Consider the following 24,807-nt stretch of genomic DNA (forward strand, 5'->3'; position numbering starts at 1 on the left):
TTGGTACTAAAAATTTTTATTTACCCAAATATAAAATAGATAACCCTTTTTAGAATAAAATAGAATAACTTTTATAATTAGATAGTATAAAAACTAGCTATATCCCAAGTAGAATAATATCTATTCTACTCTAATAAATACGTCTACTTAATCTTTTAACTCACAGTCTATAAAGGGGGTTTAGCGCAGTATTATAAGCTTTAAGCTTTATATCCATATAAATAACCCTAGATGTTTGAAAGCATCCAGGGTTTAATTTAAGGTCATTAAAATTATTATAAATTCTCCTAGTATAAGAACACAGATTGGCTTTAATATCTAATAAATAGTATGTTATTACTTTTTATACTTATAGTTTTTTAAACATTTTACCATTTCTATGTAATTTTCATCTTGAAACTTGTGAAAAATATACCACTCATTATCATATAAAATACAAAGCGATTTGTTGAAGCATCTATTTTTTAATTTAACCTCTCTAATATTATTTATAGATAAACGTTCTATTATTACCTCGCCACCATAAACACTTTCAGATTCAAAGTTTAAATGACCATTATTTAAAGTTAGTGTGCCTGGGTAGCTAATGCGCCTAAACATAAATGTTTTAAAACTACATTTTGTTTTCAATAGTATTGGTCCTCCCTCAATAAAAAAGATTGAGACATAAAGTATTAATACGCTAGAAACTAATTAACAGTATCCTAAACACTTTTGTCTCAATCCCTTAATTTATTTATTGATTATGTCGTTGTTGTTCTAATTCACGTAATTCAACACGACGAATTTTACCTGAATTAGTTTTTGGTAAATCTTCTACAAATTCGATGGCACGTGGATATTTATACGGTGCCACATCACTTTTAACAAATCGTTGTAAATCTTTAACTAGATCTTCATTGCCTTCATAACCATCTTGTAAAATAACGAACGCTTTCACAATATTACCACGGTCAGGATGTGGACTTGCTACAACCGCACATTCTTTGACCGCTTCATGGTTCGTCAATGAATCTTCTACTTCAAATGGTCCAATTGTATAGCCTGAGCTGATGATAATATCGTCATTACGTCCCTCAAACCAGAAATAACCATCTTCATCTTGATGGGCTAAATCGCCTGTTAAGAAATAGCCATTCACTTTAGCTTGTTCTGTTCGTTCTTCATCTTTTAAATAGCCTTTAAATAGTGCAGGTAAGTCTACGGGCACTGCAATATTACCTTTCGTATTCACAGCAACTTCTTCTCCATCATCATCTACAATCGTTACGCCACTACCTGGGATGGCTTTACCCATTGAGCCGATACGTGATGGTGTCTCTTTTAGGAAACCGATTAATAATGTACTTTCAGTTTGGCCATAACCATCTCGCACAGTAAGATCAAAATGACGTTGGAACTTCTCAACGACATCTCTGTTAAGTGGTTCCCCAGCAGAAACAGCACTGTGTAAATGAGATAAATCATATTCCTCTAAATTTTGAAGTTTGGACATCATACGGTATTCTGTTGGTGTACAACACAATACATTAATTTTGAAGTCTTGTAATAGCTCTAAATACAATGTTGGATTGAAACGACCATTAAATACAAAAGCTGTCGCACCAGATCCCATTATTGATAAAAATGGACTCCATACCCATTTTTGCCAACCAGGCGCAGCTGTGGCCCATACAATATCGTCTTCTTTAATACCCAGCCAATGTTTAGGAGCCATTTGCATATGCGCATATCCCCAACCATGGGAATGCATGACCGCTTTTGGATTACCTGTTGTACCAGATGTATACGATAAAATTGCTAAATGGTCACGTGGCGTTTCGACGATCTCCAGTTCTTCTCTTTGTTCTTTTTTCTCAGTTTCAATTGAAATCCAATCAGGTGCAGTACCTGTAACTAATAATTTTGTGAGCGTTTGATATTCTTTGACACCTTCAAATTCGTCAATATATTGAGGTAGTGTAATCACTGCATCTACTTCGCCGTGTGTAATACGGTATTGTAAATCTTTTGTTCGAAGCATCTCTGAACTTGGAATAATCGTTAATCCTAATTTCAAAGCAGCTATGTATGTCTCGTAAGTTTCAATTGAACGCTGCATCATAATTAGAACACGGTCGCCCATTTTCAAACCATGATTTTGAAGGACATGACCTACACGATTCGCACGTCGCACTAAGTCTTGATACGTAACTGTTGTGACGTCGCCTTCATCATTTCTAAAAATTAACGCTTTCTTGTCAGCAGACTCTGCATGTTTTTCAACTTCTGAAATAATATTGTATGTCTCAGGTGCTAGTAGATCTGTTTTTTTCATCCCTTAAACTTCCTTTCAACTCAGCTCACCATGTAACAATGATAGCAAAGCATGTCAAAAGTTGAAAAGGAAAAACCCTATGCACAATGTATAATTACACACCGATTAAATAATGACATCATTTCATTTTGTTTATTGTGCATCCGTAATAACATGGTCCATAACGACTTTATCGCTATCTTTGCGATCAAAATTCATCAATCTTTGAATCACATTAGTGTAATCAATCTCTTGAATCATTAAAATTTGTTTCGCTAAGGTTGCTTCATTTTTAGGCGCAACAGGAAAATGACCTAATTGATGAATATCAAAGTTAAAGCCAATACTTTCATTATATGTTTCATCATCTTCCGTCAATAGAAAGATCGGTCTATTCAAATGCGCATAATCAAATATTGTTGAAGAGTAATCGGTAATCATCCAATCTGAAATGATATATAACTCTTGTATATCCACGAGTTCATTATAAAAGCTATGAATTCTTTCGTCTAAGTGATTATATTTCGTTCTTAAGTAGCTTTCGTTAGGGTGGAGTTTGACGATAACATGAATATTTTCTGGTAAATAAGCCATTAACTTTTTCAAATCTATGTTAGAAACACTTTTACGCTTATTAGTTCTCCAAGTCGGACAGAATAATATGTAACGAATCGTTTCATCACACTTATTAAAATATTTAAGCTGTATTTTCAAACGTTCTGTTGAAGTATTATGAGTAATAAGGTAACTATTTCTTGGTGCCCCACTCGATAAGCATGCTAATTTTTGATTTTTATCCATTTTAAAAGCTGACTTTAAAAGCATTTTATTCATTTTAGAGGATGTAAGTATATAATCCCATTTCATCATTCTAGGTAAAAATACATTGAGTTGTTTTTCTCGTTCTTTTACATCATTTAATGTGCCTACCATTTTCTTTAACGGAAAGCCATGCCATGTTTGGACAATGATTTGTTCAGGATGTTTGCCTACTTTATCCCATGTATTGCCATTCACAAATATATATTTAGACATTTTAAAAGCTTCCATATATTGAGGACTTCCAAAACGTACAGGTATCAAACCAAAATGACGTATTTCCATATCAACTAAGGAATTTTTTGAACTTACAAATATCGTCATATCAGGTAGATACTCTTTTATAGCTAACGCAATATATTTAGGATCTCCACTAAAATTACTACCATGAAAGGATTCGATAAATACAGTTTTATCATCCACTTCGACTTTTTGAGTTAATACTTTATGATACATACGTTTAAGAAGTTTTTTAACCGCTTTATTTTTCAACAATTGACGAAATATGAATTTTTCTTTTAACTTCTCATAAAATAGATAATAACCATCAACTTTATCTAAATTTTTACGCTTTCTTACCCGTCTCACTTTCGATTTACCTTTATGAGTCATCACACACTCATCTACTTTAGCCAAAAATACTGTAGCATAGTGCGGCATCAGAAATGATGTGTGTAATAATTCTATGTCTTCAGCCCTCATCTCACGTGTATACTTATGATCAAGGCAATGAATCAGGGTTTGGGCATCTTCTACTAAATCTTTCGTTAAAAACGCGACACCATTCAACGTACTATATATTTCTTCCATGACATGGTCATCGCCTCTATATATTAATGCTTGATTTCCTTCTCCAATCGCTTCAAGTATCGAATATCCTAATGTCTCATATGGAGAGGTGGACATATAAATATAGTTTTGTGGATGTTTTTGATTGATATGTACATTGTTTTCCAATTGATAATAACGTACCAAATTTTGATACATCATACTTGAGGGGCCATAGCCTTCTATGTATAACTGCACATCCAAGTCTTGATAATTTTGTACAATATAGTTCATCAAACGAATCGCATAAGAAATATCTTTAATATTATCCTCAAACCGTGATTTGATTAAAATATTGCGTCGTGTATTTGACGGCTTATCTGACATATGAATATGTTCTGCATTCACATACATTGAGAAAACATTTTCTACGTTATATTGTTCTTCAAATGTCTTTTTGATCGCTGGTGTACTCACACGTATCGCATCAATCCATTTAAGCTCTTTCTCAAAATCAGTTGGTAAGTAGGTTAAAGGCCCATGAATTTCGCCTACCACTGTGATTGTTTTATTAAAATGTTTGATATTTTGTGCGTATTTAAAAAAAGATTCCCGTGTAATGATGGCATAATCACCTTTTGATAAGGCTTTCTCATTATCAAAGGGACATACAGTAAACTTATCATTGATAATATTTTCATGAACCATGAATTTAACAATGTCATCTTCATTAAAGGGTTGATAATTGAAATACACAACTTCGTGCCCTTCTGCTAGCATACTTTTAATTAAATTAATATTACTTCTTGAGGTGCCACCTTTTGCGAATATATTAAATCCTAGAATATTAACTCTCACACCGAATACATCCTTCCAACATCATTCAATATCCATCAGACGATTATTTTTGAACATTATTTTTATTTTATACATTACATTATGTTTAATACTATTTTTAAATATACCACTCAAAAAGCTTTAGTCAATAGTTTTTAAGTTACAAATACAGTAAAAAATTAATACTTCTTATTCCATTTATATTTTTATAACTATCACATTTATAAAAAATTTCTCATAAATCATCCCCCTCTCTCCATCATTATTTTCGTGACGTTGACAACCTAGTTTATAAAAGTTAGAATAATTAACAATATTCAGAATTTAATATGTAGTATTAGTGCCATAGATTAAATTCAACTAACGATGGCTTTTATGAAATTTTCAAAGGGAGTGGGGAATATGAAAACAATCGCAATTGCGGGTGCAGGTGCAATGGGAGGTAGAGTTGGTGTTGCTTTACACCAAGCAGGATATGAGGTGACTTTAATTGACCGATGGCAAGCGCATCTTGACGCTATTAATACGAATGGCGTAGAAATTCAGACGGAGGACGAAACCTATACGGTCGATATACCAGCAACGTCACCGCAAGAGGTATCCGATACATTTGATTTAATTATCGTACTAACTAAATCGATGGACGCAACGACGATGTTATCGGAACTTCAACAAGCAGGAGCGATCACTAATGATACGGTTTTGTTAACGATGATGAACGGATTAGGTCACGAAGAAACATTAAGTCAATTTGTGCCTAAATCACAAATCTATCTAGCAGTGACAATGTGGACAGCTGGGTTACGCGGTCCAGGGCAATTACTTCTTGAAGGTACGGGTACAATCGATTTTCAACGTGCAGATGGTGTCAAAGACGAACGCGCAACAGATATTTTAAATGCTTTTAATAAAGCCAACTTAAATGCGACAATCAGCGATAATGTTTTTGAAACAATTTGGTCAAAAGCGACATTAAATAGTGTCCTAAATCCACTGTGTACCATCTTAGATAAAACTATTTATGAATTTGGGGCATATACCCAAGCACGCGCAATGATTGCGCCATTAATTCAAGAAATTGTGACAGTCGCTGAAGCGCGCGACGTTCATTTGAACACGGATCAATTAATACAAAAAGTAGAGGCTGCTTATCCAAAAGAAGCACAGGGTCTTCATTACCCTTCAATGCATCAAGATTATTCAAAAGGTCGCCTCACTGAAATTGATTATTTGAATGGTCAAATTTCTAAATATGGTAAAGATTTAAATATTCCTACACCAATTAATGACATGTTAACGCATCAAATTCATCAATTAGAGATGAAAAACAAAGCAATTAAATAGTAGGTTTTTGAGAATTAAATATAAATAATAAATGGTTGATTTTGTACTATACAAAACCAACCATTTATTATTTATTTTTTGGGACGCTGTTTATCTAATTCTTTAACTGTACCTTTGATTTTTTTATCAATTGTTTCAGTTACTTTTCCCGAAATTTTACCTGTATTTTTTGTCATATCGTCACCTCCTTTATTTATATTATTTAAATACTTTCTGATATTGAATATATCCTGAAAGATAATGTTCAATATCGTCAATACGTACACGATATCCATGGTGTTTGATAAAAAAACTTCCTAAAATACGCTTAGGATTTTTAAAATACATAGCATATTCTGGGTAGAAGTATCCCGTTCGTTGATAATCCGCACGTTCATGAATTGTTTTAATAAGCATCTCTTCGTCAATTAAATCGTCTATCATTTCTTTAAACCCTTCTTGCTTAGCCTTCTGCACAAGATGGTAAGTCGCCATTAACATTTCTAAAAATGTTGGGAAAGTCGTTTCACGCTGATATATATATTCTAAATAACTTGATGCATTTCGTATTCCTAATTCAAAATAATGTTCTTCGGGTTCAATTTGAACTAGTTCGTTTGTACAATAAGCAAGCCAATGATCGTGATATTTCCAATATTTCTCATTAATGAATCGTTCCATTAGGCATTTGACAGTATGTAGCCATTCTTCACATTGGTCAATCTGATACAACCTTAATAAAGCAAGTGTCGCTTCTCCATCATAATAAATAATACGAAAGGATTCTTTTATTGATAAATCTGGATAATTTAAAACATGTGTCGTTTCCATTGTATTGTGATTAATCATTGTTAAAATCCCTTTTGCTACAGCTTGGGCTACTTTTAATAATTTTTCTTCATTAGGATGATATTTAACGTACTCACACACTGCAAAAATAAAAGCAGCATTTTGACCTAATTTTATTTCATTTATACCTTTCGTATCATCATAAATATAAGCAATGTCTCCTTTAAATAACAACGAATGATCTGTGATATATTGTAAAGCTCGACGAACAGGTGACATGTCTTCCTTTAAATAAGATAACCCTTCAGTTAAGGCATACGTTGAAGAGCAATGCCGTAAAATATTATAAAATTGAATTTTACGGTCAAAATGCGGAAAGTAACCATATTGAAACTGTCCATTGGGTTGTATTTCATTTTTTAAATAGTGAGTACTAGTTTCTATCATTTTATCAATTTCCGTAGTTAAATTATCTATATGACGTAACCCTTTTCTACCTCCTTCTTCTCCTAATGGTATCCATTTTCCAGCTTCAAAAAAATAGGACTTTGTCCAAAATTGAAAAACTGTTTTATTAGCATATACATCAGATCGAAATTTTTTTCGATACTTTTTATAATTCTTTAAATAATGAGTAACATTGGAATCTGAAAAACAACGTGCATTTTTTTTATTTTTGTCTGGCTTTAAAAATGCATTTGCATTAATTTCCTCTGGTAAAAAACTAAAGTTATAACTTTTATCCAAAGAAAATCCAAAATCAATATAGTTACGTCGTTTATTTTCCATTATTGTAATTAAATCTTTAAATAATATAGTTTGCGACTGAGTAACAATGTCTATTTTTATCCATTGAGGTAACTGTCCTGATTTTTGATGAAACTGTTGAATATATTTCTCAATATTTTCATTAAGATAGTTACCATTTTTAAAACTTTTAACTTTTGCTTTAATATTAACCTTTCCTAGACTAACAAATATGTGTGAGAAATTTTCATGTTTTTTTAGCATATTTAAATTTTTATATAAATTATCCAGTATATTTATTTTAATCACCTTCCTACTATTTTATGATTTATTTTATGTATAAAAAGAGGGTAACCAGACCCTCGATAGGTCTGATTACTCTCCTAATTTTATATGATAATCAATCTATATTATTGATCTTCTTTGCGACGACGTCTTACTAAGAAAGATAGCCCTAATGCAGCAAATAATGAACCAAGTAAAGTTTTATTCTCTCCATTATTGTTACCACCAGTATCTGGTAGTTCATCCATATGTTTATCATTATCGGCGTCAGCATCCGCATCCGCGTCGGCATCTGCGTCGGCATCTGCGTCGGCATCCGCATCTGCATCTGCATCGGCGTCAGCATCCGCATCAGCGTCAGCATCCGCATCCGCATCGGCATCAGCGTCGGCATCCGCATCTGCGTCGGCATCCGCATCTGCGTCGGCATCCGCATCCGCGTCGGCATCAGCGTCTGCATCCGCATCTGCATCGGCATCGGCATCTGCGTCTGCATCCGCATCCGCATCCGCATCGGCGTCAGCATCTCCATCGGCATCCGCGTCGGCGTCGGCATCCGCATCAGCATCCGCATCTGCGTCGGCGTCGGCATCCGCATCGGCATCTGCGTCGGCGTCGGCATCCGCGTCTGCATCCGCATCTGCATCGGCATCGGCATCCGCATCCGCGTCTGCATCTGATTCATCCACTTCTAAATAATATCCTTTGTCTATTGTCATATTATCTTCATCTTGAATCTTCACATTGACTATTTTTTCATTCGAATCTTTTCCTTCATCTTCGCCTTGATGTACTGGTGTTTCTTCGTATCCTTCTGGTGCTTCAAATTCTACTACGTAGTCTCCATTTTCTAAACCTGTGAACTCGTAGTATCCTTTGTCATCTGTCATTGTTGTTCCAAGAACTTCTCCGTTCGCATTTTTCAATGTTACTTTTACTCCGGCGATCGGTGTTTCGTTCTCATCTGTTCCTTGGACACCATCTTTATCCACGTCTTCCCATACATAGTCTCCTAGTTTGTATGTTGGCGCTGGTTCTGCTGGTTTGAAGTACCCTTTGTCGATTGTCATGTTATCCGCATCTTGGATCTTCACATTGACTACTTTTTCATTCGAGTCTTTTCCTTCATCCTCGCCTTGACCTACTGGTGTTTCTTCATAACCTTCTGGTGCTTCAAATTCTACTACGTAGTCTCCATTTTCTAAACCTGTGAACTCGTAGTATCCTTTGTCATCTGTCATTGTTGTTCCAAGAACTTCTCCGTTCGCATTTTTCAACGTTACCGTTACTCCTGCGATCGGTGTTTCGTTCTCGTCTGTTCCTTGGACACCATCTTTATCCACGTCTTCCCATACATAGTCTCCTAGTTTGTATGTTGGCGCTGGTTCTGCTGGTTTGAAGTATCCTTTGTCAATTGTCATGTTATCTGCATCTTGGATCTTCACATTGACTACTTTTTCATTCGAGTCTTTTCCTTCATCCTCGCCTTGACCTACTGGTGTTTCTTCATAACCTTCTGGTGCTTCAAATTCTACTACGTAGTCTCCATTTTCTAAACCTGTGAACTCGTAGTATCCTTTGTCATCTGTCATTGTTGTTCCAAGAACTTCTCCGTTCGCATTTTTCAACGTTACCGTTACTCCTGCGATCGGTGTTTCGTTCTCGTCTGTTCCTTGGACACCATCTTTATCCACGTCTTCCCATACATAGTCTCCTAGTTTGTATGTTGGCGCTGGTTCTGCTGGTTTGAAGTATCCTTTGTCAATTGTCATGTTATCTGCATCTTGGATCTTCACATTGACTACTTTTTCATTCGAGTCTTTTCCTTCATCCTCGCCTTGACCTACTGGTGTTTCTTCGTATCCTTCTGGTGCTTCAAATTCTACTACGTAGTCTCCGTTTTCTAAACCTGTGAACTCGTAGTATCCTTTGTCATCTGTCATTATTGTTCCAAGAACTTCTCCGTTCGCATTTTTCAACGTTACCGTTACTCCTGCGATCGGTGTTTCGTTCTCGTCTGTTCCTTGGACACCATCTTTATCCACGTCTTCCCATACATAGTCTTCTAATTTGTATGTTGGTTTATAATATCCTTTGTCAATTGTTGTATTATTTGCATTATTGATTCGAACATTTACTCGACTAGCATTTGAGTCAACACTTCCATCAAAGCCTCTTCCTACAGGTGTTTCTTCATAACCTTCTGGCGTTTCAAATTCAACCACATAGTCACCATTCGTTAAACCTGTAAACTCATAATAACCTACTTCATTTGTCGTTGTTCTTCCGATTTCTGTTCCATCTTTATCTTTCAATAAAACAGTTACATTCTTAATCGGTTTTTCATCTTTGTGCGTATTTTGTAGACCGTCTTTATCTACGTCTTCCCACACATAGTCACCGATCATATATCTACGGATATTATCACCATCAGCTTGACCTGAACCATTTTCAATATCATTTTCATTATCCCAGAAGAAAGAACTACGATTAAATCCTGATTTATCTGTATTTTCTAAATATACACGAGTTTTTACGTTATTATTACTATCATCATAATGACCATCCACAGTTACAACGTATGTTTCATTTATATTTCCGAAGTTCAAACTGATAGTATTATTATTATTATATTTAATGAAATCTTGAAATTCATTTGTAATATCAACATAATTAGGGTTATTAGTGTCAATATAGTAACTATCTGTTAGTTTAGAATTATCAAGAACTTTATAAATTTTTAGTTTAGTACTTTCAGCGTTTAATACTGTACTACTTGCTGCTGGGTCCTCGTGATACCCTTCTAAAGTAACAATTGTATTACTCAAGTCATGTCCCTTAGGGTTAACATAAATAGATTGTTCGTATTCATTCGCTCCAGAAAATACATCAATTTCAGTAATAAACGAAGAAATATTAGCACCATCTGGTCCAGGCATACCTTGAATTGGACTAAAATAATCAAGATTTACTTCCGACTCAAACGATTCTCCTGCTATATTAAATTGTACAGGATAACGTCCAGACTTCTGAGCTGTTTTACGATCAGTAAAGACTGGTAGATTAAAACTTCCCGAAATGTTTTCTTTATTATTTACAAAATTTGTAAATTTATAAGTACCTATTTTACTTTCTGTATTATAGCTACCAGTGGCAACTACTTGACCTGTACTATTTACTAAATCTGGGATTTTTGACGTATAGTTTAAATTTTTAAAATCAATATCCCCATCCACAGTAAGATATTCAGGTAAAACAAAAGTAAAATAATCATTTTCTCTAACTATTCCATCAACTTGAAAGTCCACTTTAAAACTTGCATTTTCACTATTGTTTGGATCAAAACCACTATTCTCAAGAATAAAGTCTCTAACTTGTATTTGATCATTAACTAACAACGGCTCTTCACTAGTTGTATTATCGCCTGCTGCACGAAAAACATTGTTTACACTTGCCGGTTGAACTTTTTCTTCACTAGCTGTATAGTTATTAGTTTCATTTAATTTATTTTCTTCATTGTTTTTATCTACTACTTCTGCAACTTCTTTTGTCTCAATAGCCTTCTCTTCTCTTACTTTTTCTGTTGAAGCATCTGCTGCTTCTGGTTCAACAACCTTCTCTTCTTTTACTTCTTCTGTCGGAGCACTTGCTGCTTCTGGTTCAACAGCCTTCTCTTCTTTTACTTCTTCTGTCGGAGCACTTGCTGCTTCTGGTTCAACAACCTTCTCTTCTTTTACTTCTTCTGTCGGAGCACTTGCTGCTTCTGGTTCAACAGCCTTTTCTTCTCCTACTTCTTCTGCTGGAGCACCTACTGTTGCTTCTGGCTCAACAGTCTTCTCTTCTCCTACTTCTTCTGCTGGAGCACCTACTGTTGCTTCTGGCTCAACCGCCTTCTCTTCATTTGTTGTTTCTACTGGTACGCCTGGTGTTTTATTACTTTCATCATTTTTCATATCAACTTCTGTATTTTCTGCTGCTTTAGCTTCTTCACTATGAGCACCAAATATCAAAGTTGCCCCCACTAAGATTGACGCAGTCCCTATTGTAAACTTTCTAATAGAATATTTATTCTGTCTATTAGGCAAAAAGTCTAAACGTCGATTTTTAGATTTCCTTTTTTCACTCATAAAATCACCTCGGTTTTTAGTACAAAACAATGTTTTGCTACAAATGAATTTTACCATTTATTACATATTAGTCAACATAATTTATAGTTATATCATAATATTTTTTCATACGACATGCACTTCTATGTTTGCAATTTACTATAATAAATATAATATACTTTTCATCGAGATATTAACTATAAATATTAGCTTAATATCAATCTGACATTTTATAATTATGTTATTTTACGATAGATTAAAGATATGCTTAAAAAATGGGGGAGTTATTAAAAATACACTAATTTAAAAGGTAATATTAATATAAAATATTGGTTAAAATAGAAGGTGATATTCTACCCTTCAGATTGAAATAATAAGAAGTAGAAAACTATGAATTGATATAATAGAATGATTAAAATTAAATAAGTAAATACAGTTATTAAGGTTTTATTACGAACAACAGACATTAAAATGACCGATTCTGCGTTATAACAAAACCGGCCATTCATTTCATATATTTATCTATTTTATTAATTACTTATTTTTTCTATCAGTAAAACAAATGTTGGTATTTAATTAATAAATTGATGAAAATCTTTTAAAACACCATAAATACCTTCTTCTTTACCTAACACGTGGTTATTAACGGTTTGAAACTCAACCGTACCAGAATCATTGATATGGTATAACACTAAATCGTCATCTGTAATTTGATTTTCTTCTGCAGCTTCAATTTCTGTAATCTCGTGATGATCCACAAAGTGATTTAAATCGTGATAAGACACGCCTTCTTTAAATAATACGTGATTTGAAATTTGTCTACCTACACTATATTTTAAATTTCGTTGATTGCTTGGACTATCAATCATAAAGACACTTTTTAATCCAAATTCTTCAATCAACTCTGTAAATGCATAGACATTAATCATTAACGACGAATTAAGTAATAAACTAAAATCATAACGGGTCAAGTCGATGTAAACACGTTCTTGACTTGAGAATAAATTGCCATCAAACGTTTCAAAGCCTAATTCTTCTACTCGACTACGACTTTGCTCTTTTTGTAAAAACATCATAATCGGAATACCGTGTTGTTTAAGTGTTGACCCTAAATGATTGGAAAAGTTATTTTCTCCAACCAATAGCACACCTGGTGGTTCCTTACTAGATACTCTTAAACCTTTCGCGATTGATTTAAAACCGAAACCATAAAAGACAACGGTAATAAATACGAAACCAAATGTCACTGGTGTAATGTATTGAACATCCGGAATATCTGTTTTCATTAATAAACTTGAAAAGAATTCAGCCACTGATAATACCACAATACCTCTTGGCATCACACCACTTAAAAAGCCGCGTTCGTTCAGAGGCATACCTGTGTTAATAGTAGCTAAAAAGATAGAAATTGGTCGTACTAACACAATCATCACAATACAGAATATCAATAGTGACCAAGTAAACGTTTCTTTTAAGACATCCATCGTCAAGGAAGATGTAATTAAAATGAATACCGTAGACACTAGAATCATCGACATATGCTCGATGAAGTGGTCGGGTTCACTATAAATAAAATCGCCACGTTTAAAGATAGCCATACCTAAACCAAATACTGTGACTGCGAGTAAGCCAGATTCTGGTAAAATAAAATCACTAATAGCAAAAATCAATAATATGCTAATAAGTTGAAGAGGTGCTACTAAATTCTGGGATATCTTATTCTTTTCAATGAGTTTTTTAAATATAAATGCAGCGACGCCACCAATTAGTGCCGAACTGATTAATTTTAAAAGGAAAATAAAAATAATTTGAAAACCTGCATCTTCTTTAAAGATAAACACAATAAAGAACATACCTAATGCAACCATAGGACCAACAGGATCCAAAATAATACTTTCCCATCTTAATAAGGTATCCACACTGTTTTTAACTTTCGTTTGTTTTAATAATGGTTGGATAACAGTAGGACCTGAAATTAAAAACAAACCTGCCAAAATTGCAGAAATCGACAATGGGAAGTTTAAAATGTAATGCAAGGCTAACATGCCTAAAAACCAAGAAATGGCTGCACCAATAGATAAAATACGTACAAGGGCTTTAGACACACCTTTTAATTCTCTAAAATCAAGGTTACTACTTCCTTCGAATAATATAACAGCAACAGCTAATGAGACAATAGTGTCGAATACGTCTCCGCCAAGGCTTACTTCTGGATTGACGATGCCTAAAATTGGACCCACAAGTAAACCGACGATAGCCATGACGACAATCGCTGGCCATTTTAATAAATTCGCCACCCACTGGCTTAAAATGCCAAGCGCTAGGAATAAGACAACCGTTAACGTTAATGGCAATTCCATGTGAACCGTGCGACCTCACTTTCGTTAAATTAATATGAAACATATTATATCAATATTAGAAATAGATGTAGAGCATTAACAATCAAAAGAATTATTAAATTAAAATGTTCAACGTGAAACACGCGTTAACTTAACAAAGTTTTATCACTAGTTAAGCTAACGCGTGTTGTGTGATGAATGATTAAAGTAACGACTCGCCAAAGAAAGAGCCTAAAATTGCAACAGCTTGTTCTGCTGTCCGATTTCCTTGGTCTAACAATGGATTCACTTCGACCAAATCTAAGGACGTAATTAAACCAGATTTTTGTAGTAACTCTAACGCATAATGACTTTCTCGATAGGTTAAACCACCTAACACCTTTGTTCCTGTGCCTGGTGTTTCAACAGGATCTAGCGCATCTACATCAAACGATAAATGGATGCCATCTGTGCGTGGTTTTAAGTAATCAATGGTCTCTTGAATGACTTGGCCAATACCTTTATCGTCAATATCGGCCATTGTATATGTTTTTATACCATGTTGTTTAATAAATTCTCGTTCACCATAGTCAAGGTCACGCATACCGATTAATACAATATTTTCAGGTTTAACTTTGGGCGCAAAACCACCGAGGTTCACTAACTGATCATCACCCTCGCCTGCAAGCATCCGCAGAGGCATCCCATGGACATTGCCAGAAGGTGATTCTTCAGGTAAATTCAAATCACCGTGTGCATCATACCAAATGACCCCTAATTCTTGATAATGTTCAGCCACGCCTGAAATAGAACCAATCGCAAGTGAATGATCACCACCTAAGACTACCGGAAAATGATTATTTTGAATCGTTTCAGATACTTTGTCTTTTAATGTATGTGAAAAAGTTAAAATTTCCTCGTAATTTTGTAATCCCTCTTGTTGCGAATAAAACTTCTCCAAGTCTACTTTAGGTGTTGGAATGTTACCACTATCAATCACTTCATGCCCAATGCGTTTTAAACGTTCAACCGCACCTGCATAACGAATCGCATCTGGTCCAAAATCAACCCCTAATTTCTTTTGTCCAAATGTTGTAGGTGCTCCAATAATCTCTATCTTTTTCTTCATGTTGCCCTCCTCATGCTACCTTTTTCTTACAATCTAGTTTTAGATTAAATATAACGATGAGGCAAAGCAAGCAATGTTATTTTACGCCTTTACGTCTGTGCGTAGAGTTATAACGATTGTTGAATATTTATTATCGGGTTATCGTCATCGTCAATTATATTTCGTATAAACAACCTCTTTTTCATACATTTAAAAAAATTAACGATGATACGCTTCATGTAACTTCTTCACTTGAGATGCATAGGGTTCAAAAGGCCCTTCTGTTTCAATGCCTCGAGTTACAGAAGTAATAGGTAAACTATTAAAAGGCGGCGCTGGCACTTCCATAGCATCTAACCAGGACGCAAGTTGTTCAGAAGATGAAGCATACACAATTTTACCAAGCCCCACCAGTGCATGAGCGGTAGCACACATTGGACAATGCTCCCCTGATGTATATACTGCCGTTTGTTGACGGTCTTCTGGTGACAAATGGTCCGCTGCCCACTTGCAAATTGCGATTTCAGGGTGATACATCTCATTGACGTCATTAATCCGATTATAATCTTCGTATAATATATTGCCTTCTGCATCTACTAACAACGAACCAAATGGCTCATTGCCTTCTTTTAATGCTGTTTCAGCTAAAGTAACGGCACGTTCTAAAAATTTTTCAGACATCGTCATACTCCTTTTACTTAAGATTGATTACCTCTTATAGTACAGATTTTGCATCACTTTTCAAAAGAAACAACGTCATTTAATCAGGGAATTTAGACACCCTTTAGACTACCGGACACACATCCCGAATACTAACCTGCGGGGTGTGTCCTGATATAACGTCTTTTCTATAAAAAAACGCCCTTAAAATTCATCTCATCATGAATTTTAAAGACGTTTAATAAAGTTCACCTGCTCGCTATTTTTGTTTCTATTACTCCCCAAATTAGAATAATCCGGTTTCGCGCTGCAAAACTCTCAACAAAATGAGTCGCCTCACTAAAACCAAAAACCGGTTGGAGTTCGACTCTCGATTTTGCTCGAGTTCTGACCGCAGCACTCCACACTTTGAAGATTCGCATGCATAACGTACACTAACTCACTTTCGTTCGAAGTAAATGAAGGTTCGCCTGCTCGCTAGCACTCGCATGCATAACGTACACTAACTCACTTTCGTTCGAAGTGTACGTAATCGTCCGCACTTTGTATAATCCGGCTCCCAATTGCAGGGTTCTCGATAATACTACGTGACGCGCAAAAATCAAAGAGCGATTTTCGCTTCTCCCTAGGTATTACTTCGAACCCTAACCGCAATTGTCCGCACTTTGTTATTTTACTACGAATAGTTTTTGGCCTTTTGTGACTTGGCCGTATGTTTCGGTTTCGATGGTTTGGTCTCCTAGGTTGGTTATGATTAATGGTGTGACTGTGCTTGGTGCGTTGGCTTTGATGTAGTCTAAGTCGATGTTCATTAATGGTTGGCCTTCTACTACTTCGTCATCAACGTTAACGAGACTTTCAAATCCTTCTCCGTTTAATTTCACTGTATCGATACCGATGTGAATTAATAATTCTGTACCGTCTGTTGATTCTAAACCAATCGCATGTTTTGTTGGGAAGATTGATTTTACGACACCATTAAATGGAGCTACAATCTGTCCGTCATGCGGAATAAATCCTACGCCATCTCCCATCAGTTTACCTGAGAAGACATCGTCTGGTACGTCTGTTAACGGAATCATTTCTCCGTTTCCAGGTGCAGCAATTGTCACTGCTTTGATTGTATCTGTTTCTACAATATCTGATTCTAAATCTGTCGTTGTTTCACTCGGTTTTGTAATCTCACCTGACATAATACGTGCCATATCATGTTTAATTTGATCTGACTTCGGTCCAAAAATAGCTTGCATATTGTTTCCGACTTCCAGGACTCCTGCAGCACCTAACGCTTTTAATCCTTCTACATCCACTGCTGATTTGTCATTGACTTCGACACGTAAGCGCGTAATACATGCATCTAAATGTTTAATATTTTCTTTACCACCCATTGCTTCTAATACATCAAATGGTAAGCGTTGTACTGACGTATCACGTGTTTCTGATGTTTTATCTTCACGACCTGGTGTTTTTAAGTTCATACGTTTAATTAAGAAAGTAAATACAAAATAATAAATGACTGCGTAAACGATACCAACTGGAATGACTAATAAAGCGTGCGTGCGATCCCAGTTGAGTATGCCATATAATACATAATCAATGAATCCGCCTGAGAATGTCATCCCAATCTTTACATCTAATAAATGCATGATTAAGAATGATGACCCGGCTAATAATACGTGTACTGCATATAAAATTGGTGCCACAAATAAAAATGAGAATTCTAATGGCTCAGTAATACCTGTTAAAAATGACGTTAAACCTGCTGATAACATTAAACCAGCGACTACTTTTTTACGTTCTGGACGTGCTTGGCGATAAATCGCAAACGCTGCTGCTGGTAAACCGAACATCATAAATGGATATTTACCTGTTGTGAAAGCACCTGCTGTAAACGCGACGCCATCTTTCATTTGAGCCATCCAAATGCGTTGGTCACCTCGAACAAGTTCTCCAGCTTTATTGACGTAACTACCAAATTCAAACCAGAATGGCGCATAGAAAATGTGATGTAATCCAAATGGAATTAATGCACGTTCAATAATACCAAAAATAAAAGTCGTTAATACTAAGTTTTTGTTTAATAAGAAGTTAGATAAAGCATTTAAACCTTCTTGAATCGGTGGCCATATAAAACTTAACGCTACCCCTAATAAAATAGCAACAACTGATGTCACAATCAGTACAAAACGCTTTCCTGCAAAGAATCCTAAAAATTGTGGCAAGGTAATATTATAGAATTTGTTGTAACACCATGCCGCCAGTGCACCCATGATAATCCCGCCAAACACACCTGTTTGAAGGGTCGGTATCCCAAGAATCAAAGCATGTTGTGGTAATTTATCTGCCTGACTTAATACAGAAGCACCATCTGCATATGAGTAAATTTGGTCGATGGTAATATTCATCACTTTACCCATTGTTGCATTCATAATTAAATAACCGACTAAAGCTGCCAGTGCCGCAACACCGTCTCCCCCAGCTAATCCAAGTGCTGTCCCAATCGCAAATAACAATGGTAAGTTATCAAATACAACTTGGCCGGCTGACTCCATAATGGAGGAAATCATCACAAACACATCAAGTTTTAGCCATGGGGCGAGGGCCACTAATTGATCATTGTGCATGGCATTCCCAAGTGCTAATAAAATCCCCGCTGCCGGTAAAATAGCGACTGGTAACATTAAAGCTTTACCAATCCTTTGTAATTGTCCGAAAAACTTTTTAAACACTGCTAAACACTCCTCTCAATCTGTCCAAACATAGTTGTTTCTTTCAGCGCAAAATAAAAAGGCATGAGCAAATACGGGTTTAAGACCAAATGGCCTAACCTCGTTATATTTGCTCATGCCTGCTCTAAACAGTAACACGCTATGCTTTTGTAATCGCTTTTATTATACAAAAGGCGCCTTAATTTGACAATCTATTTTTTAAGTTTTTTACATCATTTTTTCATAAATGCTTTAATAACTTGCTGAATGGCTTCATCCCAGTAAGCATAGTCATGGCGCCCTGGACCACTGACAAAGTCGTGTTTAACGTCTAGTTTTTTCAATTGCTGACTAAACGCGACGTTATCTTCATATAAGTCATCTTCAGTACCACACATCATATAAATATCCGGTAGTTGCGCTTGTTGTTGCACCGCTTCTTCAACTAAATGATATGGATGTATCGCACGCAACGCCGCTTCATTTGTCGTATCCACTACATTATTAAAATCAAAGTCATACCAATCATAGTTAATTAAGCGTGAAATATCATATACCGCAGATAATGGAGCCGCTTTGGCGAAGCGATGACCTTGAGTGAGGGCATACTTAATTGTGCCATAGCCTCCCATCGAGTGACCCGCGATAAAATGGTCCTCTCGATCTTGAGACAACGGTAAAATTTGATGAACATAATCCCATACTTCTAACACATAATCGTAATACCGATGACCATGTGCCATATTCGTATAAAAACTATGATCTGCATTCGGCATAATAATCGCTAATTGCGCTTCATTCGCATAACGCTCAATACTTGTATAACGTAAATATGACGTCGCATCACTAGATAACCCATGAAGTAATAATAATGACGGTAACGCTTTAGGTGACTGTGTTTGATCAAAATAAGAGGCATCTTCAGGTAAAATAACGACAAATGACTGATGCATACCAATCGTTTCTGATAAATAGTTCATATGCATAACTGCCATGATGGACACTCCTTTTATTTAACTATACTTTGCGATGTGATGGATCAAGTCGTTTTTCAAGAATACGTAAAACGATGTCGATTAAGATAACGATAACTACAATAGGAATAGCACCAGCTAAGATGAATAATGTCCCATCTGTCGCATTTGTACCACGGATAACGATATCACCAAGTGTTGGCGCACCGATAAATGAACCAACCGCTACAACACCAATGGCAACAACTAAGGCAATGCGTAATCCACCGATAATGACAGATAAAGATAATGGTAATTCGATCATGCGAAGAATTTGATTTCGTGTCATTCCCATGCCTTTACCAGCATCAATAATATTGCGGTCAACTCCTACAATACCTGTATACGTATTTTTAATAATCGGCAATAGTGCATATAAAAAGACAGTAAAGATAACTGTGTTCACACCAAGGCCCATACCTAGCATTAAAATGGCAAGCATCGCAATAACAGGGACCGTTTGAATAATATTGGCTATTGTAATGACAAACGCCGATAACTTACCAAAACGACCAATTAAAATACCAATGGGAATACCAACGATGGCCGCAAATAATACGCCATAAACCGACATCAATAGATGATTTAAAAAGAGTTCCCATAAATAGCCTGCATTGGTTTGAAAGTATTGAAGTAATTGCGTAAATAAATTACCGTTCATTGGATTTCACCTCTTTTGATTGATTCGATGCCGTTTTTGACTCATTTTCAAAATAGTTATGTTTCTTCAAGAATTCCTCAGCAACGACAGCAGGTTCTTTACCTTGACCATCCGCTTCATAGTTTAACTGCTGCATTTGTTCTGTTGATACTTTACCTTCTAATTTTTTAATCGTATCTTTTAATTCTGGATGTTGTTTCAATAACTCATTAGTCGCTAAAGGACTCGCATCATACGGCGGGAAGAATTGGTGGTCATCTTCCAATACTACAAGATCATATGCAGCGACACGACCATCCGTAGAATACCCTACAACCGCATCCATCTTACCAGAACTTAATGCGTCATAAACTAACCCAATTTGCATTGGTCGAATCGTACCAAAACTAAATCCATAGTCTTTTTGGAACGCTTCATAACCGTCTCCTTCACGGCTCATCCAAGAACTATCCATACCTACTCTTAACTCATCGGCATGTTCTTTTAAGTCAGAAACAGTTTTCAAATTGTAACGTTTGGCTGTTTCTTTAGTCACCATAAATGCATACGTATTGTCGAAACCAAAAGAGTCGAAAAACGTTTGATCAAATTTCTCATCAAATCCTTTTTGAACGACATCCATCGCTTTTTGCGGATCTTTAATTGGATCTTCATTGAGTGGTCCCGTTAACTCAGTTCCTGTATAACGTCCACCCGACATATTTGCATCTCCACCTTCAAGTGCTTGGTGTTGAATAATACTTGATCCTAAGTTATTAAGAATCGTCGGTTTAATTTCACCGTTAGTATCATGCTCAATCATTAGTCTTAACATATGTGATAAAATTTGAGATTCACTCATTGCAGTGGATGTAATAGTAACATCATCATCTGAATTACTGTTGTTTAAACCAGGTAAACTACATCCAGATAATACTGTTAGACACACTACTACAACGATGAAAGCTTTACTCAGTTTGTTCATATTGTCTTCCTCCAATCATTATCTGGATACTTTTAATCCTTTTGGTAACACCCATTTTTCGATACGTGACAAACAAAAATCGACAATTAAAGCAAGTAATGTAACTAAAATCGTCGCACTAATAATCATTTTAGGCTCATATAGGTTTAAACCATTAAAGATAAAGTCACCTAAACCACCAGCACCAACATAACTTGCTAGTGTCGCCCAACTAATAACATACACTGACGATAAACGTATGCCACTTAAAATCAGTGGTAACGAGAGCGGTAGTTCGACATCTTTCATTAATTGGAAATTCGTCATGCCCATGCTTCGTCCTGCTTCTTTAACGTTATCATCAATATTTTGAAGCCCTATCACTGTGTTATTTAAAATAGGCAATAAAACATAAAGGAATAACGCAACAATGGCAGGCGTTTTACCCACACCAAATAACGGAATCATTAACGCGAGTACCGCAAGTGTTGGAATCGTTTGCAAAATACCTGCTACTGTAAGCACTATTTTAGATAAACGTTCCACCTTTGACACAAGCAATCCAATCGGTACCGCAACTACAATCGCAATGAGTAACGCAATCACAGAGATATATAAATGTTCTATTGTTTTCGTGAAGAGTTCGTTACCATTCTCTGCTAAATAGGACATCATGATGGATCAGCTCCTGTCATCTCTGAGTCAAGAATTGCTTTATGTTGCGCCTCTTCATTTACTTGTTCTTCTCCCCAAATACTGTCATACACAATATCAACTAAGTTCGCACGTGTAATTAAGCCCACTAACGTACGTTCATCACTATCCACCACAGGAACATTACGCACGTTACGTTTTAAAATCGTACGTACAGAGTCTTGTAATTTACTATCCAAACGCACACGATAAATATCACGTTGCATCGTGTCGAAAAGCGGTTGTTTTGCACGTAACCCTTGATTAATATCTTCAATATCTAAATAACCAAGTAATTGATTGTCATTATCCACGACGAAAATAGTATCAACACGACGGTCTCTCATGATCGTTACCGCGTCGTTTAAATTTTGATTAATATTCACAGTCACTGGCTTAATCATCGCATCTTCAACTGTACGAATGTTAGGACGGTCTTGAATCAGTCGGTTTTGACCGATAAAGTCACGCACAAAGTCATTCGCAGGATAAAGTAAAATGTTATCTGGTGTATCATATTGAATCACTTGGCCTTTTGACATGATACAAATTTTGTCAGCTAATTTAATCGCTTCATCCATATCATGTGTGACGAAAATAAATGTTTTACCTAATTGTTTTTGTAACTTTTTCACAAGGTCTTGTAATGTATCTCTTGTAATCGGGTCGAGCGCACCAAAAGGTTCATCCATTAAAATAATGTCTTGTTCTGCGGCTAATGCACGCACCACACCGATACGTTGTTGTTGTCCTCCTGATAGTTGTGAAGGATAGCGATCTAAATAAGATTCCGGTAAATCTGCCAGACGAATCAATTCTTTCGCTTTTTCGTCTTTTTTCTCTTGTGACCATTTTAATAACTTCGGCACAAGAACAATATTTTCCTTAACGGTCATATGTGGCATGAGTCCAATTTGTTGAATAACATAGCCAATGCTTCGACGTAATTCAACAGGGTTCATTTTACGGACATCTTTACCATCGATTGTAATTTCTCCGTCTGTTGCTTCAATCATTCGGTTAATCATTCGTAATGCTGTCGTTTTACCGCTACCACTTGTCCCGATAAAAGCGATAAATTCACCTGATTCAATCTCGATGTTCATATTATCGACAGCTTTTTTATCACCTTCATACACTTTCGTTAAATTCTTAATTTTTAACATAACGTCAGCCCTTTTCTGAAAATTTGATAATTTAATGTACTAAGTGTCTCAATCAAAACGGTTATATCCCGAATCGTCCCGATATCAAATAAAAAAGCACATTAAGTGTAGGAATGTCATTCGGTGAAGACTTACCGTACTTAAAGTGCTTTTCGTGTGCGTGTTCAATTGTTTGGTCATTTATTGAGACAGGGCCATCTCATATTAAAAGTCTTATTGCATTATGCTTTAGTCGAGGTTGTAGGAAATAATGTCTGACGATTCATTATGAGTTGACACCCTATCTCACGCCATTTCATAAATCAACACACTAACCTTACACCACTTTTTACATCATACAATAAACACTATACCAATCGGTTTACACATAATCAAGTTAAAGTACGAAAGAAAGTGTGTTCGTTCCGCTCAACATCACAAAAGCAATACTTTAAACATAGTGGATAAGTATTTTTATGTCAGTAAATAGAGACAAACTTCTCACTGATTGCACCTTTACGCCTCGCGTTTCTAGGCGCCTCACCTCAACTAATTTTGTCTTATATAAAATATTAAATAAGAAGACAAAATGGATTTTCGGTTTCGGCTCTATGCCAAAGAAGTCTCGGCTAAGGTAGCAATCAGTGGAAAGTGCCTCGAACCCAATAACGCACCATATCCAATTGACTGTTTCTCAATGTTTATTTAACAAATATTTTAAATAGTTTCGATTGCGAGACTCCTGACAGATCACGCCGAAGTGAGAAATCCATCAAACCTTCCTTAAAATATTATGAAGGTTTGATTAGTTCGAGCGAGGCCTGTAGGAACGCGAGCAATAACGAAACCATTTAAATTAGTATTTTTAACTGTTCAGCCATCGACTAAATATTCACATTCATCTTTTAAATGTGCTTGTTTTAGCAATTTTTGTTTCTATTGTTTTAAATACAAAAAAGCACTTTAGCTAGCTCACTATTGAATCAGTGTTCAAATATGGCTAACTAAAGTGCAAATTGGTTTAAGTCGATTTAATATCCACTACTATAATCGTCGTCAGAGAATCCGGCTGCTGCTTTTTCTCGTGTTGTACGGTCTACCCATTCATCGTAGCTTTCATTTTCATTAACGTAACTCCAAGAAGACCCTCCACCACCAGCGCCTTCTGGTACTTCGTTATTACGTTCAGCTTCACGTAGTCCATCTGAATTTTCTTTAACAGATAAGTATTCTTGATACTTTTCATCATCATAATTGTCATTAGCTGGTGCTGCACTCTCGTTCGTTACACCATAGTTCGCGTCGTATGCTTGATCCGCGACCTCTTGTGTATTGTCTGTCGCGTCCATTGAAACATCGTCCGTCATTTCATCAGTGTCGCTATCTTCATCGCTGTCTGTGTCTTGATCCTCTTGATCATCTTTTTCTTTGTCCTCATTCTTATCTGCTTTTTCTTTTTGTTCTTGTTTATCCTCTTTTTTCTCGTTGTCTTCTTCACGATCACTAGATGGGTTACTGCAACCAACAAGTAGCAAAAGTAACGCTAAAATGGGTACACTTAAATATTTGATTTTCACTTTTATGCCCT

General features: G+C 35.8%; 15 protein-coding genes. 1 reads left to right on the forward strand and 14 read right to left on the reverse strand.

Translation table 11 applies throughout. The features are described 5' to 3' along the window. Positions 1-736: 736 nt before the first annotated feature. Both mbcS and ACEE93_RS09495 read right to left on the reverse strand, forming a co-directional pair. The gene (mbcS, locus tag ACEE93_RS09490; protein ID WP_449154366.1) at positions 737-2,317 is read right to left on the reverse strand and encodes an acyl-CoA synthetase MbcS; all 1,581 of its coding nucleotides are present in this window, start codon (positions 2,315-2,317) and stop codon (positions 737-739) included. 132 nt (positions 2,318-2,449) lie between these two features. After that, positions 2,450-4,741, reverse strand: coding sequence for a CDP-glycerol glycerophosphotransferase family protein (locus ACEE93_RS09495; protein WP_449154367.1), 2,292 nt, complete (start codon positions 4,739-4,741; stop codon positions 2,450-2,452). A 381-nt stretch (positions 4,742-5,122) separates the two neighbouring features. On the opposite strand from ACEE93_RS09495, the gene ACEE93_RS09500 reads away from it, so the two are divergent. After that, positions 5,123-6,064, forward strand: a complete 942-nt coding sequence (locus ACEE93_RS09500; RefSeq protein WP_449154368.1) for a ketopantoate reductase family protein — start codon at positions 5,123-5,125, stop codon at positions 6,062-6,064. Positions 6,065-6,262: 198 nt separating this feature from the next. On the opposite strand, the gene ACEE93_RS09505 is transcribed toward ACEE93_RS09500, so the two are convergent. The 12 genes from ACEE93_RS09505 to ACEE93_RS09560 form a co-directional block, all read right to left on the reverse strand. Then, positions 6,263-7,843 carry a poly(glycerol-phosphate) alpha-glucosyltransferase gene (locus tag ACEE93_RS09505; protein WP_449156527.1) on the reverse strand — a complete coding sequence of 527 codons (1,581 nt, stop codon included), beginning with the start codon at positions 7,841-7,843 and terminating at the stop codon, positions 6,263-6,265. Between the two features lie 146 nt (positions 7,844-7,989). Beyond that, positions 7,990-11,991, reverse strand: coding sequence for an SdrD B-like domain-containing protein (locus ACEE93_RS09510; RefSeq protein WP_449156528.1), 4,002 nt, complete (start codon positions 11,989-11,991; stop codon positions 7,990-7,992). 551 nt (positions 11,992-12,542) lie between these two features. Then, positions 12,543-14,330, reverse strand: a complete 1,788-nt coding sequence (locus ACEE93_RS09515) for a cation:proton antiporter (RefSeq protein WP_449154370.1) — start codon at positions 14,328-14,330, stop codon at positions 12,543-12,545. Positions 14,331-14,511: 181 nt separating this feature from the next. Then, positions 14,512-15,417, reverse strand: a complete 906-nt coding sequence (gene rocF, locus ACEE93_RS09520; RefSeq protein WP_449154371.1) for an arginase — start codon at positions 15,415-15,417, stop codon at positions 14,512-14,514. Positions 15,418-15,615: 198 nt separating this feature from the next. Then, positions 15,616-16,077, reverse strand: coding sequence for a nucleoside deaminase (locus tag ACEE93_RS09525; RefSeq protein WP_449154372.1), 462 nt, complete (start codon positions 16,075-16,077; stop codon positions 15,616-15,618). A 647-nt stretch (positions 16,078-16,724) separates the two neighbouring features. Next, the gene (gene ptsG, locus ACEE93_RS09530) at positions 16,725-18,785 is read right to left on the reverse strand and encodes a glucose-specific PTS transporter subunit IIBC (RefSeq protein WP_449154373.1); all 2,061 of its coding nucleotides are present in this window, start codon (positions 18,783-18,785) and stop codon (positions 16,725-16,727) included. A 212-nt stretch (positions 18,786-18,997) separates the two neighbouring features. Next, the gene (locus ACEE93_RS09535; protein WP_449154374.1) at positions 18,998-19,759 is read right to left on the reverse strand and encodes an alpha/beta hydrolase; all 762 of its coding nucleotides are present in this window, start codon (positions 19,757-19,759) and stop codon (positions 18,998-19,000) included. A gap of 22 nt (positions 19,760-19,781) precedes the next feature. Beyond that, complete coding sequence (locus ACEE93_RS09540; RefSeq protein ID WP_449154375.1) at positions 19,782-20,438, reverse strand: ABC transporter permease; 657 nt, start codon at positions 20,436-20,438, stop codon at positions 19,782-19,784. After that, positions 20,428-21,402, reverse strand: a complete 975-nt coding sequence (locus ACEE93_RS09545) for an osmoprotectant ABC transporter substrate-binding protein (protein WP_449154376.1) — start codon at positions 21,400-21,402, stop codon at positions 20,428-20,430. Before ACEE93_RS09545 ends, ACEE93_RS09540 begins: the two co-directional genes overlap by 11 nt. An 18-nt stretch (positions 21,403-21,420) precedes the next feature. Then, entirely contained in the window at positions 21,421-22,056 is a 636-nt protein-coding gene (locus ACEE93_RS09550) for an ABC transporter permease (protein ID WP_449154377.1), read from the reverse strand. Then, positions 22,053-23,240: a betaine/proline/choline family ABC transporter ATP-binding protein gene (locus ACEE93_RS09555; protein ID WP_449154378.1), complete on the reverse strand. Its 1,188-nt coding sequence runs from the start codon at positions 23,238-23,240 to the stop codon at positions 22,053-22,055. The genes ACEE93_RS09550 and ACEE93_RS09555 overlap by 4 nt, the downstream gene beginning before the upstream one ends. Before the next feature lie 1,010 nt (positions 23,241-24,250). Further along, positions 24,251-24,796: a hypothetical protein gene (locus ACEE93_RS09560; RefSeq protein ID WP_449154379.1), complete on the reverse strand. Its 546-nt coding sequence runs from the start codon at positions 24,794-24,796 to the stop codon at positions 24,251-24,253. Between the last annotated feature and the right edge of the window lie 11 nt (positions 24,797-24,807).

It is taken from the genome of Staphylococcus sp. 11262D007BW, from assembly GCF_053547815.1.

Coding starts and splice junctions, on each gene's coding strand:
- mbcS (WP_449154366.1), bottom strand. CDS start 2,317: ATGAAAAAAACAGATCTACTAGCACCTGAGACATACAATATTATTTCA.
- ACEE93_RS09500 (WP_449154368.1), top strand. CDS start 5,123: ATGAAAACAATCGCAATTGCGGGTGCAGGTGCAATGGGAGGTAGAGTT.
- ACEE93_RS09505 (WP_449156527.1), bottom strand. CDS start 7,843: ATGCTAAAAAAACATGAAAATTTCTCACACATATTTGTTAGTCTAGGA.
- ACEE93_RS09510 (WP_449156528.1), bottom strand. CDS start 11,991: ATGAGTGAAAAAAGGAAATCTAAAAATCGACGTTTAGACTTTTTGCCT.
- ACEE93_RS09515 (WP_449154370.1), bottom strand. CDS start 14,330: ATGGAATTGCCATTAACGTTAACGGTTGTCTTATTCCTAGCGCTTGGC.
- rocF (WP_449154371.1), bottom strand. CDS start 15,417: ATGAAGAAAAAGATAGAGATTATTGGAGCACCTACAACATTTGGACAA.
- ACEE93_RS09525 (WP_449154372.1), bottom strand. CDS start 16,077: ATGTCTGAAAAATTTTTAGAACGTGCCGTTACTTTAGCTGAAACAGCA.
- ACEE93_RS09535 (WP_449154374.1), bottom strand. CDS start 19,759: ATGGCAGTTATGCATATGAACTATTTATCAGAAACGATTGGTATGCAT.
- ACEE93_RS09540 (WP_449154375.1), bottom strand. CDS start 20,438: ATGAACGGTAATTTATTTACGCAATTACTTCAATACTTTCAAACCAAT.
- ACEE93_RS09545 (WP_449154376.1), bottom strand. CDS start 21,402: ATGAACAAACTGAGTAAAGCTTTCATCGTTGTAGTAGTGTGTCTAACA.
- ACEE93_RS09550 (WP_449154377.1), bottom strand. CDS start 22,056: ATGATGTCCTATTTAGCAGAGAATGGTAACGAACTCTTCACGAAAACA.
- ACEE93_RS09555 (WP_449154378.1), bottom strand. CDS start 23,240: ATGTTAAAAATTAAGAATTTAACGAAAGTGTATGAAGGTGATAAAAAA.